Annotated in this window: 11 protein-coding genes; 5 read left to right on the forward strand and 6 right to left on the reverse strand. The window is 71.6% G+C overall.

Annotated elements, in window-relative coordinates:
- Positions 1-44 precede the first annotated feature (44 nt).
- Complete coding sequence (locus IE250_RS00190) at positions 45-1,412, reverse strand: MFS transporter (protein ID WP_229872012.1); 1,368 nt, start codon at positions 1,410-1,412, stop codon at positions 45-47.
- Between the two features lie 406 nt (positions 1,413-1,818).
- Between IE250_RS00190 and IE250_RS00195 the strand changes: the two genes are divergently transcribed.
- Positions 1,819-2,277 (forward strand): hypothetical protein, encoded by a 459-nt coding sequence (locus IE250_RS00195; protein WP_189667285.1) that lies wholly within the window; start codon positions 1,819-1,821, stop codon positions 2,275-2,277.
- A gap of 15 nt (positions 2,278-2,292) precedes the next feature.
- Here the strand turns inward: IE250_RS00195 and IE250_RS00200 are convergent, their stop codons facing one another.
- Entirely contained in the window at positions 2,293-3,330 is a 1,038-nt protein-coding gene (locus IE250_RS00200; RefSeq protein ID WP_189667286.1) for a DNA topoisomerase IB, read from the reverse strand.
- Between the two features lie 96 nt (positions 3,331-3,426).
- Here IE250_RS00200 and IE250_RS00205 point away from each other — a divergent pair, with 96 nt between their 5' ends.
- Complete coding sequence (locus IE250_RS00205; RefSeq protein WP_189667287.1) at positions 3,427-5,403, forward strand: thioredoxin domain-containing protein; 1,977 nt, start codon at positions 3,427-3,429, stop codon at positions 5,401-5,403.
- Between the two features lie 11 nt (positions 5,404-5,414).
- On the opposite strand, the gene IE250_RS00210 is transcribed toward IE250_RS00205, so the two are convergent.
- Genes IE250_RS00210 through IE250_RS00220 form a run of 3 tightly spaced genes read right to left on the reverse strand, consistent with a single transcriptional unit; the run spans position 5,415 to position 8,171 of the window.
- Entirely contained in the window at positions 5,415-6,530 is a 1,116-nt protein-coding gene (locus tag IE250_RS00210; RefSeq protein WP_189667288.1) for an NAD(P)/FAD-dependent oxidoreductase, read from the reverse strand.
- Positions 6,527-7,054 carry an isoprenylcysteine carboxyl methyltransferase family protein gene (locus IE250_RS00215; protein WP_189667289.1) on the reverse strand — a complete coding sequence of 176 codons (528 nt, stop codon included), beginning with the start codon at positions 7,052-7,054 and terminating at the stop codon, positions 6,527-6,529. The genes IE250_RS00210 and IE250_RS00215 overlap by 4 nt, the downstream gene beginning before the upstream one ends.
- Before the next feature lies 1 nt (position 7,055).
- The gene (locus IE250_RS00220; protein ID WP_189667290.1) at positions 7,056-8,171 is read right to left on the reverse strand and encodes a type III polyketide synthase; all 1,116 of its coding nucleotides are present in this window, start codon (positions 8,169-8,171) and stop codon (positions 7,056-7,058) included.
- A gap of 67 nt (positions 8,172-8,238) precedes the next feature.
- Here IE250_RS00220 and IE250_RS00225 point away from each other — a divergent pair, with 67 nt between their 5' ends.
- Entirely contained in the window at positions 8,239-9,096 is an 858-nt protein-coding gene (locus IE250_RS00225) for a UbiA family prenyltransferase (protein ID WP_189667291.1), read from the forward strand.
- 54 nt (positions 9,097-9,150) lie between these two features.
- On the opposite strand, the gene IE250_RS00230 is transcribed toward IE250_RS00225, so the two are convergent.
- A complete protein-coding gene (locus tag IE250_RS00230) occupies positions 9,151-10,443 on the reverse strand; it encodes a pectate lyase family protein (protein WP_229872013.1) in 1,293 nt (430 codons plus the stop codon).
- 298 nt (positions 10,444-10,741) lie between these two features.
- On the opposite strand from IE250_RS00230, the gene IE250_RS00235 reads away from it, so the two are divergent.
- Both IE250_RS00235 and IE250_RS00240 read left to right on the forward strand, forming a co-directional pair.
- Positions 10,742-12,211 (forward strand): glycoside hydrolase family 43 protein, encoded by a 1,470-nt coding sequence (locus tag IE250_RS00235; protein ID WP_229872014.1) that lies wholly within the window; start codon positions 10,742-10,744, stop codon positions 12,209-12,211.
- A 361-nt stretch (positions 12,212-12,572) separates the two neighbouring features.
- Positions 12,573-13,847: a glycoside hydrolase family 6 protein gene (locus IE250_RS00240; RefSeq protein WP_308434097.1), complete on the forward strand. Its 1,275-nt coding sequence runs from the start codon at positions 12,573-12,575 to the stop codon at positions 13,845-13,847.
- The last annotated feature ends 13 nt before the right edge of the window (positions 13,848-13,860 follow it).

Here is a 13,860-nt window from a genome sequence, read left to right on the forward strand (position 1 = left end):
TGGTGGTCCTCGATTCCCACACTCCGGTCCGCGGAGTGTGACGCTCATGGCTGCTTCGCGGATGCCTCAGTCCGCGCTGAGATCGTTGTGCGCCCCGGCAGGAAGCTGGCGACGATCATTCCTGCGATCGCGACCGCGATCAGGGGCACCATCGCCAGCACGTACCCGTCGGCCGGTCCGGTCACGGACAGCACGAGGAGCGTTCCGACGATCGCGGTGCCAAAGCTCGAGCCGAGGTTGGAGACGCTGCGCGAGAGCCCGGAGATCTCCCCCTGAAGCTCTTCCGGGAAGGCCGACTGCACCACGTTGACGCTCGGGGTGAGCATCAAGCCGATTCCCAGACCGATCGCCAGCAGGCCGGGTGCGAACGCCCAAGCGCCCGGGACGGCCGCCACGATGAGCAGCAGGAGCAGGCCGACGCCGGTGATCAGGAAACCGGCCACGATAAGCGAGCGCTGTGTGAACCGGCGCACGAGCGAGCTGGCGGCCAAGGACGACAGCAGGATGCCGAGCGTGGCGGCGCTGAAGATGACCCCGGTCTCGATCGCATCGTATTCGCGGACCACCTGCAGATGGCTCGCCACGAGCATGGATATCCCCATCAGCAGCAGCCACTGGAGGTTCTGCGTCACCAGGCCCAGGTTGGAGAGCCGATTGCGGAACAACCCCGTCGAGAGCAACGGCTCTCGCCCGCGACGCTCCAGGCGACGCACCCAGCCGAAGAACATCGCGATCACGCCGGCGCCCGCCGCCATCAGCCCTACCGACAGGAACAGGTCGTTGTCAGCAGCGAGGATGCCGACCACGAACACGATCAGCCCGAGGGCGGACAACACGGCACCGACGATGTCGAAGGGCCGGTCCGGTTCGCGCGCGAGCGGATCCTTCAGGCGCATCGCGAAGATCAGGATGATGACGATGATGAGCACCTGGAATCCGAACGCGGCCCGCCAGCCGACGGTCGAGGTGATCCATCCGCCGATCAGGGGGCCTGTCGCGGCGCCGATCCCTCCGGCGGCGCTGACGATCCCGAACGCGCGAACCCGCTCGGCGAGACCGGTCCAGTACATGGTGACCAGAATGTAGACCGGAGGGATGAGCAGGGCGGTTCCCGCCCCTTCCAGCACCGAGTTGCCCAGGATGAGCACGCCGATATTCGGTGACAACGCACTGATGACCGCCCCGGCCCCGTAGACCGAGAGCCCGAGGACGAAGCACGTCTTCCTCCCGAGCTGAACGGTCAGCTTGCCGAAGGGGATCATCAGCGCTGCCATCACCAGCAGGAACAGCGTGATCGAGATCTGGATGCCCTGAACTGTCGTACCGAGGTCCCTGCTCATGTCGGTGAGCATCACGTTCATGTTCGAACCGGCGAAGGAACAGATGAACTGCGCGAGCGCGAGGGGCAGCAAGGCCCACTTCGCGGGGGCTGCGCTCCGCACCTCAGCCGGGGATGCCATCGGGCTCTACCGAGCTACGACGTTGTGCATCGGGGACCGCCTTTGTCGCCGTCCAGCACGCCGTGCGGATCGCGATGGCGATGTGCGGTCGAGGGTCGGCCCAATCGCCACCGCGCATTGGAGGAGCCTTTCGGGCCCCGCCGCCGACGCGTGACGTTCGTGTGGTTCAGCCAGCCTAGGTGGACCCTCTTACCGGCGCCACACAGGGTCCTTCGCGTGCTCCTGCTCGTGAGCAAGGTCTGGGCGATCGACGTGGCGGGCACGCCGAACCTGAGGTGGGATCAGTTAGACCAACGAAATCATGACAAATCCGCTTTGATAGGTGGGTCCCCGCCGTCGACCTCAAGGAGATCCCGCGATGACCCAGGCAGCCCAGGTCGGCACGGTCTACCAGACCAGCCAGGAGCTCCTCGACGCCGACCTGCCCCACCTCAGCGTCGCACTCGACGCCAGCGGATACGCGGTTCAGCGGGACGTGGACGGCAACTGGTACAGCGTGTCCTCCGTCGGCCCGTCTGACCTCGCAGAGATCTACACCCTCATCCATCTGCCCGCCGAGCCGCTGCCGGCCACCTACGGGTCGGTCGTCATCGCCGACAACGGCACGCCCTTCATGCGGCGCTGGGACGCGGCGACCGATGAACGCTTCGGTCCCGAACACTGGATAGGGCCCGATGGGGTCACCGTGACCGGTGACCACCTGCGGCGCCTCGGTATCGCGCGCGCGTGGGACGCGGGAAAGTCCAACGGCGCACGGGGCGTCGACGGCTCCCGCGGTCGAGCCCGGGCAGCCCAGCAGCACGCCTCAGGCCACTGACCGGGCGCTCGGTGCTCACGCGGCGAGGCTACGGTCCGCCCGCTCTGCGGCGGTCAGGAACTTCAGGAGGGCGCGCTCGTCGGCATCCATCCAGCGGGACGCGCGGGCGGCGTTGGCGCGCGACCGCTCGATCAGGCGGTCGAGCTCGTCGCGGTCGTCGGCGAGGATCGCGGGGTGGATGTAGCTCTTGCGGCACACCGCCGGGGTGTTGTGGAGCTGGGCGGCGGCGATCCGGACGGCCTCGGCGCGCTGCGCGTCGTGCTCACGCCCGTTTGCCGGGTCGAGGCGGCGCAGATGGCCGAAGGCGACGGTGCTGGCTCCCCACGTCCGGAACGTCTTGGACGTGTAGTCCGCCCCGGTCACCAACCCGATGTAGGCGTTGACGTCGCGCGAGCCGATGCTCCGGACCTCGTCGCCGTCCACGTACTGCAGCAGCTGCTGACCGGGCAGCTCCCGGCAGCGGCGGACGATGTTCGCGACCCGTCGGTCGTGGACCACGAGATCGTGGGGCTTGCCGGACTTGCCAGGGAAGCGGAACTGCAGCTCGGCGCCCTCGATCGTGGCGTGCCGATCTCGCAGCGTCGTCAGCCCGAACGACTCGCCGGAATGCACGTACTCGTCGTTGCCGACGCGGATCAGCGTCGCGTCGAGCAGCCAGACGACGGTGGCGACCACGCGATCCAGGCTGAGCCGCGGTGAGCGCATGTCGGCGTCGACGCGCTTGCGCAGCGCCGCCAGCGCCTCCCCGAACTCCACCAGCTCCTGGAACTTGGCGGCGTCGCGAAACTCGCGCCACTTGCGGTGGTACAGGTACTGCTTGCGCTTCTTGGCGTCGCGCCCCGTGGCCTGGATGTGGCCGGTGGCGTCCACGCAGATCCACACGTCGGTCCACGCGGGCGGGATGGCGAGCGAGCGGATCCGCGCGAGCGTCTCCGGGTCGGTGATCCTGGCGCCGCGGTGGTCCACGTACGTGAAGCCCCTGCCGCGCCGGCGGCGGTGGATGCCGCGGTCGGCGTCGCAGCTGTGGGTGAGCAGGTCCCCGACGCCGCTCATCGCCGCTCCTTTCCGCGCCCTCGTCCCCGTGTCCGCAGTTCTCCCCTCCAGCCACTATGGCCCCGCTCCCACTGGCTGGCATGTCAGGCTGGTGAGATGCCGAACCGTCTGGTGACCGCGACCAGTCCCTACCTTCTCCAGCACGCCGCCAACCCCGTCGACTGGTGGGAATGGGGCGACGCGGCGTTCGCCGAGGCCCGGCGGCGCGACGTGCCGGTCCTGCTGTCCGTCGGGTACGCGGCGTGCCACTGGTGCCACGTCATGGCGCACGAGTCGTTCGAGGACGCCGGCGTCGCCGCGGCAGTCAACGCCGGCTTCGTCGCGGTGAAGGTCGACCGTGAGGAGCGTCCCGACGTCGACGCCGTCTACATGACCGCGACGACCGAGCTCACGGGGCAGGGCGGCTGGCCCATGACCTGCTTCCTCACCCCGGACGGCGAGCCGTTCTACTGCGGCACGTACTACCCCCGCGAGACCTTCCTCGCGCTGCTCGACGCGATCACGGAGGCCTGGACCCAGCGTCGCGATGCCGTCGTGCAGCAGGGTGCCGCGATCACCGACGCGGTCGCGCGCCGGTCTTCGCCGCTGACCCCCGAGGTGCTCGACGGCACCGCGCTCGATCGTGCCACGCGGCTCATGGCGCGCTACGCCGACCCGGCACGGGGTGGGTTCGGCGGCGCGCCCAAGTTCCCTCCGTCGATGACGCTCGAGCACCTCCTGCGCCACCACGCCCGCACGGGCGACGCCGAGGCGCTGCACCTCGTCGAGCGCGCGTGCGACGCCATGGCCCGCGGCGGCATCTACGACCAGCTCGCTGGCGGGTTCGCCCGCTACGCGGTGGACGCCGCCTGGGTCGTGCCGCACTTCGAGAAGATGCTGTACGACAATGCCCAGCTCCTGCGCGTCTACCTGCACCTGTACCGAGCCACCGGCTCGGCGCTCGCCGCACGCGTCGCCCGGGAGACCGCCGGCTTCCTCCTGGCGGACCTGCGCACGCCCGAGGGTGGGTTCGCCTCCGCGCTCGACGCCGACACCGACGGCGTCGAGGGCCTCACCTACGTCTGGACTCCCGAGCAGCTCGCGGAGGTCCTCGGGCCCGACGACGGCGCTCGCGCCGCGGAGGTCCTGGCCGTCACGCCCGAGGGCACGTTCGAGGAGGGCACCTCGACCCTCCAGCTGCCCGAGGATCCCGACCCGGACTGGTGGACGGGCGTGCGGGCACGGCTCGCCCACGCCCGGACGGCGCGGCTACAGCCCGCGCGCGACGACAAGGTCGTCACCGCGTGGAACGGCCTGGCGATCGCCGCCCTCGCCGAGGCGGGCGCCCTGCTCGGCGTCCCCGGCTACGTCTCCGCCGCGCGAGAGTGCGCCGAGCTGGTCCTGCGCCTCCACGTCGTCGACGGGCGGCTGCGGCGGGCGTCGCGCGAGGGCGTCGTCGGGGCCGCGCCCGGCGTCGCGGCCGACCACGGCGATCTCGCCGAAGGCCTCCTCGCGCTGCACCAGGCGACGGGCGAGGCGCGGTGGCTCGAGGCCGCCGGCGACCTGCTCGACGTCGCGCTGGCTCGGTTCGGCGACGGTGCCGGGGGCTTCTTCGACGTGGCCGATGACGCCGAGCGCCTCGTGAGCCGGCCGAAGGATCCATCCGACGGGGCCGAGCCCGCGGGGCAGTCCTCGCTCGCCGGCGCACTGTGCACCTACGCCGCGCTGACCGGTTCGCCCCGGCACCGCGCTGCCGCCGAGGCGGCGGTCGCCGCGGCCGGCGGGCTGGCCCGGCAGGCGCCGCGGTTCGCGGGATGGGCGCTCGCCGTCGCGGAGGCGCTCGCGGCCGGCCCGCTGCAGGTCGCCGTCGTCGGGCACGACGACGAGGCGCGCGCCGCGCTCGCGGACGTGGCGCGGGGCGCGATGTCGCCGGGGCTGGTGGTCGCCGTCGGCGAGCCGGACGCACCGGGCGTGCCCCTGCTCGCCGACCGTCCGCTCGTCGACGGGCGGGCGGCGGCGTACGTGTGCCGGGGATTCGTGTGCGACCGGCCGGTGACGACGACCGAGGACCTCACGGCGGCGCTCGGGGCCTAGGAGGACTCGGGTCAACGGGCCAGCCGCTCGACCACCGCGCCGTAGAGCCATGGCGCCCGCGACGCCGCGGGCACGATGGCACCGCGGGCTGGACTCGAGGCCCAGGCGAGCAGCCCCGTGGTGAGCGTGCGGTAGTCGCGGGTCACCGTGCGCCACGCATGTTCGTACGCGGCGGCGTCGCCCAGGTGGCGGACGGCCGCCTCCGCCTGAGCGAGGCCCACACGGACCCCCTCGCCGGTCAGGGCGTCGACGTAGCCCGACGCATCGCCCACGAGTCGCACCCGTCCCGCGGAGCGCCGCCGCGACCGACGGCGCAGCGGACCCGCGCCGAGAAGCGACCCTGCGGCCGTGGCGGCGGCAAGCCGGGCGCCGAGCTCCGGGAACTGCGAGCGCAGCAGCGCGTCGAACCCCACCCCGGCCACGGCACGAGACCCGAGCAGCGCGACGCCGACAAGGTCGGCGGCGACCGGCGTCACGTAGGCCTCGGCGTGCTGCGACCAGTGCACCTCGACCAGGTCGGTCCACGGCGCTACGTGGAAGTGCCGGCGCAGGCCGTACCGGTTGCGCTCCGGTCGGCCGCCGCGCTGGTCGGGGGCCGCGTCGAGCCCCGCCAGCCGACGAACCGTGGAGTGCAGGCCGTCGCACCCCAGCACCCATCCGGCGCGCAGCGTGACAGCGGCTCTCCCCTCGCCGCCGTCGGCACGTGAGGGGGGCACCACCTCGACCTCGACGCCCGTGGCGTCCTGCCGCAGGCCCGTGACCCTGCCGTGCAGGAGTGGCGCGCCGACGTCGGCGGCACGCTTCCGCAGCGCCTCGTGCAGCGCGGTGCGCCGGACGCCTCTGCCAGGCCCGGCAGCGAACTGGTGGTCGGCGTGCCGGCCGGGTGCCCTGTAGCTGATCCCGGTGAGCGGGTGGCCCGGCGGGTCGGCGCCGAGCGCCTGCACGGCCCGCAGCGCGCCGGGGAACAGGCCTTCGCCGCAGGCCTTGTCGAGCGTGCCTGTCCTCCTGTCCACGACCAGCACCTCGAGCCCGGCGGCCCGCGCGTGCATCGCCGCCGCCAGCCCGACCGGCCCGGCCCCCACCACCACGACGTCCGCGTCCCCGGCGCCGTGGCTCCTGCTGCTCACCGCGCCCCGTGCGCGGCCAGCCCGAGCGCCCGGTTCTCGGCCGGGATGCGGAAGCGGGCCAGCAGCAGCAGGTTGAGCACGGTGAACGCGAGGGCCGTGACCCAGGAGGTGTGCACCATCGGCAGGGCGACACCCTCGACCACCACCGCGACGTAGTTGGGGTGGCGGATCCACCGGTACGGGCCGGCCGAGACGAGCGGCAGGCCCGGCACCACGATGATGCGGGTGTTCCAGCGGTGCCCCAGCGTGGTCACGCACCACCACCGCAGCGCCTGGCTCGCCAGCACGAGGACGAACATCGGCCAGCCGAGCCACGGCAGGAACGGCCGGTCGGCGAGCACGGCCTCGGCGACGCACGCCACCAGCAGCCCGCTGTGCAGAGCCACCATCGCCGGGAAGTGCCCCCGCCCCGACTCGACACCGCCGCGGGCGAACGACCACCGGGCGTTGCGGGTCGACACGACGAGCTCGGCAAGGCGCTCGACCGCGGTAGCGGCCACGAGCGCGACATAGAACCCGAGCATCTCAGCGCCCCTCGAGGTGCAGCAGCACGAGCTCGCACGACACGCCCGGGCCGAAGGCCATGAGCACGGCGGGCGAACCCGCCGGGGCGTCGGAGCGCGCGAGCGTCCTGGCCAGGACGTCGAGCACGGAGGCCGACGACAGGTTGCCCGCACCGGCAAGGCTCGCCCGGCTCTCCCGGACGTCGACCTCGGACAGCCCGAGCGCGTCCCGCACGGCGTCGATCACGCGGGGTCCGCCCGCGTGCACCACCCAGGTGGGCACCTCGTCGGGCGTGAGGCCGTGCTCGGCGAGCAGGCACTTCACGTCCGCGAGCAGGTGAGCACGCAGCAGGTCCGGCAGACCGGCGGAGAGCACTATCGCGAAACCGGTGTCGCGCACGTCCCAGCCGAGCGCGGCAGTAGTGCCGGGGTACAGCCGCGAGCGGGTGTCGATCACTCGGGCCGTGCGCCGCCTGCCGCCCGCCGCCGGCTGCGCCGCGGCACTGGTCGACGGCGGCTGCGCCAGAGGGTGCAGCGCGCCCACGACGACGACGGCCGCGGCGCCGTCGCCGAACAGGCCGGAGGCCACCATGTTGGCCACGGAGTCGTCGCCATGCTGGATGGTCAGGGAGCAGAGCTCGACGGACACCAGGAGGGACACGTCGTACGGCCGGCCCAGCAGATGGTCGTGCACGCGGGCCAGCCCGGCGGCGCCGCCCGCACAGCCGAGGCCGAACGACGGCGTGCGTCGCACGTCGCTGCGCAGGCCGAGCCGCTCGGAGAGCAGCACGTCCAGCGACGGCGCCGACACCCCCGTGACCGAGGTGGCGAACACGTGGTCGACATCCTCCGGCTCGAGCCCGGCGGCGGCCAGCGCCCGCCGGCACGCCTCCTCGGCCAGCGAAGCGCCCTCGCGGACGAAGACCGCGTTGGCGGCAGCCAGGGAACGCAGGCCCGCGTACTCCTCGAGCGGCAGCACCAGGTGGCGTTGGCTCACGCCGGCGCTCCCGTGCAGGCGGTGCAGCAGCGCGGTCCGTTCCGGATCCGGCGCCACCAGCGGCCCCACTACCTCGGTGATCGCCTCTTGGGCGTACACGTGCCCTGGCAGGACCGGCTCGACCGCGACGACACTCGACATCTCAGCATCGTGACGCAGGACCCGTCAGCCCGCGCGGCGAGAACGCACGGCGACTAGCGTGCGGCCCATGACGTCCGGCACCGAAGCCCGCCGCCTGGCCCGCGGTCTCGTGACCGCGAGCCACGCCGCTCCGGCTGCCGTCGTGACCGGCCTGGCCGCCGCGCTCGCCGCTGCCCTCGGTTCCGGATGGGGCACCGTCGCTCTGATCACGGTGGCGGTCGGAACCGGCCAGCTCTCCGTCGGGTGGTCCAACGACTGGATCGACGCCCCGCGCGACGTCGCCGTCGGCCGCACCGAGAAGCCGGTGGTAGCAGGGCTTCTCACCGCCCGCACCCTGCGCGACGCGGCGCTCGCGGCGCTGGCCGTGTGCGTCGTCGCGTCGCTCGCGCTCGGCCTGGCGCCGGGGGCTGCCCATCTCGTGGCGGTGGCCGGGGCGTGGGCCTACAACGCCCGGCTCAAGACGACCGCCTGGTCCTGGTTGCCCTACGCGCTGTCGTTCGGCCTGCTGGCAGTCTGCGTCGTGCTGGCCGCGCCCGGCCCACGCGTCCCCGCCGGCTGGGCGGTCGCAGCGGCGGCACTGCTGGGCGTGGGAGCGCATGTGGCGAACACCCTCCCCGACCTGGAGGACGATGCCGCGACGGGCGTGCGGGGGCTGCCCCACCGACTCGGTCGCCGGGGGTCCGGCATCCTCGCCCCGTGCCTCCTGGTGGTCGCCGTCGCCGTGGTGCTTGCCGGCCCGGCCGGTGCCCCGAGGCCCGCGTCGTGGATCGGCGGCGCGGTCGCCGTCTGTCTCGCCCTTGCCGCAGGCGCCGTGACGGTCGCCCGGCCGCGCAGCCGCGCGCCGTTCGGCCTCAGCATGGGGGTCGCCGTGGTGTGCGTGGCGCTGCTGGCCCTGGCCACGGCCGACATCGCGGTCGCCCCGTGACCCGATCGCCGGCGGCAGGCCCGTGCGAGCGATCGCCGGACACGATCGCCCGGCTCACGGCCGGATGTTCAGCACACCCGTGCCGGCGCCGGACAGGACGGCGGCCCGCGCCTTCCCGGGTGAAAGTGCCGCGTAGTCGTACGGGACGGTGAAGTCCGTGGTCGAGCTCAGGTGCTCGTAAGCCGTCTCCTCGAACGCGTTGTCCCGCAGGTTCCAGTAGCCGGTGGTGTCGGTGCCGTACCACCACCCGACCGGGCCCTGGACCTGGTTGGCGTGCGAGTCCTCCTCGCCGCTGCCCGCCCGGTAGAAGTAGTTCCCCTCCACCAGGATCTGGGCGCCTCCGCGGGCGTTGATCGCCGAGCTGCCGATGGAGTCGAAGTAGTTGTTCAGCACATGCACGTGCGCGTACCGGACCAGCGGCACGCGTGAGTTGACGCGCTGGAAGTGGTTGAAGGCGTAGGTGATGTTGTCGGGCGCCAGCGACGGGTCGTCCTCGTGCCCCACAAGGGAGGTCTTCCAGTGGTCGTGGATGTAGTTCCACGAGATGGTCACGTACTCGGAGTTCCGCTTCACGTCGACGAGGCCGTCGTAGTAGTCCTCGTCGACCGAAAGGTCGCTGAAGAGCTCGTTGTGGTCGACCCAGACGTTGGTCGAGTGGTCGGTGATGCTGACCGCGTCCTTCTCGCCGGTGTCGACGTGGTGGATCGTCAGGTTCCGGATCACGACGTCGTGCGACCGCGTGACCGTGATGCCGACACCGTCCAGCCGGCCGCTCGTCCCGACGCCGAGGATCGAGACGTGCTGCACGTCCTTCACGTCGATAGCGCTCTCCGAGAGGTTCTCCTCGGAGATCGTGGTGTCGACATAGATGACGAGGCCCTCGTCGGCACCGCGATCCTGGTGCTCGTCGAGCAGCGTGTAGAGCGCGTCGCCGGCGCCGCCGTAGGTGCCTGCCACCGCGGAGAGCACGTACTCGTGCACGGTGGCCGCGCCCTGGCCGCCGCTGGTGCCGCCGTTCATCGCCGCGTAGCCCACGGGTGTGGCGGCGGCCAGGGCGGCCGCCTCGGCCTCCGCCTTCGCCTTGGCCTTTGCCTTGGCCTTCGCCTTTGCCTTTGCCTTGGCGGCGGCTGCCTCCTCCGCCGACGACGACTTCGAAGGGCTGGGGCTCGGGATGGCCGCGATGGCGGTGGGGCTCGCCCCGGACGTCACCGGACCGTCCGACCGGCCGGGCCCGTCGCCACCGGCGATCGTCGGCGCGAGAGCGGCGGCGGCACCCAGGACGACCGCGATACCGGCGATGACAAGGAGGAGCCAGCGAGGACGCAGACGGTCCACGAGTGATGCCATGGGGGTCTTCCCTGTCGTGAGTGATGGAGGGAAGGCCGCAGGGGCGCGCCGCCCTCGGCTTGAGGCCTGACCTTGCCGGTGTTCGTGCAGGTCGTCAAGCCTTCAACCGTCCGATCTGGGCTTTGCGGTGCCCCTCCGCCGAGGAACGACCTTCCCCTCCCCCTGTGTGAGCGCTAACATGAGCGACGCTTGGCGCGACTCGGGCGCTGACGCCCGCCCGTCGCGGTCCTCGAAGGAGAGAACCAGGCGGCCCCGGCCTCGGTCCCGATCGAGCCACATGACACGAAGGAGTGTGCACGTGAACCCCACCCGCCCCCTGCGGCGCACAATGACGACCACCGTCGCGATGCTCGTCGCCCTGGCCCTGCTGACCGCGACCTGGGTGGTCGCGACCGCCCAGCGCGCGGCCGCCCTCGACCCGTTCACCGGCTACCTGATGGCCCACTTCACCGGCGAGTCCACCAACGGCGAGCAGATCTACCTTGCCCACAGCACCGACGGGCTGAACTGGTCCGACCTGAACAACGGCGCCCCGGTGGTGGTGTCCACTGTCGGCACCCGCGGAGTCCGTGACCCCGCGATCGTCCGCTCCCCGCAGGGCGACAAGTACTGGATCATCGCGACCGACCTGCGCATCGCGAGCGGCACGTCATGGTCCGACGCCGTCAGCCGCGGCAGCAAGTCGCTCGTCGTCTGGGAGTCCACCAACCTCGTGGACTGGTCCGAGCCCCGCCTCGTCGACGTCGCCGGCGGCATCCCGGGCGCGGGCAACGCCTGGGCCCCCGAGGCGATCTACAACCCCGCCACAGGTGACTACGTCGTCTACTGGGCCACGAGCGCTCCCCTCAACGGCGTCACCAAGCACCGTATCTACTACTCGCGCACGACGGACTTCCGGACGTTCACCACCGCGCAGCTCTACATCGATCGCCCCAGCAGCACGCAGGGCATCATCGACACCCAGATCGTCGAGTCGCCGACGAGCGTCGGCGGCTTCCGCTACTACCGCGCCTCCGCCGACGGCCACATCACCATCGAGGGGAGCAACTCGATCCTCGGCACGTGGACCACGATCGGGAACCTCTCCCACATGGGCATCTCCAACGGCACGGGCGGCGGCAACGTGGTCGAGGGCCCGATGTGGATGCCGTTCAACAACGGCACCTCGTGGGGACTCTGGCTCGACCAGTACGCCACCGGCCGCGGGTACATGCCCATCCGCTCGACCAACCTCGGCAGCACCCAGAACTTCCAGACCGTGAGCTCCTACAACCTGGGCGGCACGAAGAAGCGGCACGGGTCGATCCTGCAGATCACCGCAGCCGAGCAGAGCCGGGTCCTCGCCCGCTGGGGCAGCACGGCGGCCACCCGGATCCAGTCCTACAACTTCCAGGACCGGTACGTGCGCCACGCCAACTACGACGTGCGCATCGACCCGAACGTGTCGCCCGCCCAGGACGGGCAGTGGCGGATCGTCCCGGGCCTGGCCGGCACCGGCACGGTCTCGTTCCAGTCCGTGAACCACCCCGACCACTACATGCGGCACGCGGGCTTCGACTTCGTCCTCGCACGCTACGACGGCACGTCGAGCTTCCGGGCCGACGCCAGCTTCAAGGCCGTCGCCGGTCTGGCCGAGTCCTCGTGGACGTCCTACCAGTCGTACAACTACCCCGACCGGTACATCAGGCACTGGGGCTACGAGCTCCGGCTCGACACCATCACCAATGCGACCGGTCGCGCTGACGCGACCTTCCGCGCCGTGGGCTGACCCGGCCTAGCCGCCCGACGGCGGTGGCGCGTCTCCCGCACGGGGCGCGCCACCGCCTTGAGGCGTCCGCCCGCAGCCCCGCGCTGCGGGCCGGCTTCCACGCGGTCTGGTCGAACGGTGGCACCAGCCACATCTGGGATCCCGCGGGCGTTCTCGTCTGGGATGCTGCAAGTCGCATTTGACCTGGAAAATACTTGCCGTCCGATACGACCTCTGCGATAATTTTGTCCGGTTAGCGCTGGCTGCGCTTGCTCCCGGCGTTTCGCCAGTTCGACCACGAGACAGTGCCGTCATCCCAGGTCGGAGGATTCCCATGCTCCATCTCGAACGCAGCCATGCACTTCGGACTACAGCCAGGGGGTTGGCTGTCACGGCCGGTCTTGTTGCGAGCCTCGCCTTCGCGGGTCCCGCACTGGCCGCGCCGCCACCCCAGGCGACCGGAACGCAGTCGAGCGCTCTGGTCGATCCGCCCGAGCTCTACGTGGACCCGTTCAGCACGACCCTCGCTGCGGCAGCCGGTCTCACCGGCCAGGCGAAGGCCGACGCCGAGCTGCTGGGCAGCTACCCCACGGCGACGTGGCTGACCTCGGGCACGCCCGCTCAGGTCGAAACCCGGACGGCCGACGTCGTCGGCCGTGCGAACGCCGCGGACGCTATCCCGATGCTCGTCGCGTACAACATCCCGTTCCGCGACTGCTCGCAGTACTCCGCGGGCGGCGCGACCAGCGTCGCCGCGTACAAGGCGTGGATCGACGGTGTCGTCGCCGGCATCGGCGACGACACGGCCATCGTGATCCTCGAGCCCGACGGGCTCGGAATCATCCCGTGGTACACCAGCATCGAGGGCACGCTGGAGTGGTGCCGCCCGGCCGAGGCCAATCCGGTCACGGCGGCGATCGATCGCTTCGACATGCTGAACTACGCGGTCGACGAGCTCGGCGCGCTGCCTGGCACCACCGTCTATCTCGACGGCGGTCACAGTGCCTGGCTCACCGTCGGCGACAACGCCTCGCGCCTGATCCGCGCCGGCGTGCAGGACGCGGACGGCTTCTTCGTGAACACGTCGAACTTCCAGTACACGGCGAACGTCACGGCCTACGGCAGCTGGGTCTCGTCCTGCATCGCCTACGTCACGCAGGTGGTCCCCCTGAACTACTCGGGCTGCCCCAACCAGTACTGGAACGGCGGCCCGGCCACCGGCTGGTCCGGTGTGGCGATGAACAACTACGGCGTGTGGTCGGCGGGCAACCCGGATCCGGCCCTGAACACGTCGGGCATCGACTCCCGCTACGACCTGATCCTCGGGTCGGTGGAGCCGTCGACGCACTACGTGATCGACACGTCGCGCAACGGACGCGGTGCCTGGGACTCCCCGAACGGCGTCTACAGCGACCCTGAGGAATGGTGCAACCCGCCGGGACGCGGCCTCGGGCCTCGCCCCACGCTCGACACCGGCAACGAGCTGGTCGACGCCCACCTGTGGATCAAGGTCCCGGGTGAGTCCGACGGCAAGTGCTATCGCGGTACGAGCGGCCCGCTCGACCCCGCGCGTGGCATCGAGGATCCCGCTGCCGGCGGCTGGTTCGTGCAGCAGGCGCGCGAGCTGATCGTGCAGGCGGTGCCGACCATCCCATAGGCATCGTGTCGCA

Source organism: Promicromonospora soli, assembly GCF_014653785.1.
Taxonomy (GTDB): Bacteria; Actinomycetota; Actinomycetes; order Actinomycetales; family Cellulomonadaceae; genus Promicromonospora; species Promicromonospora soli.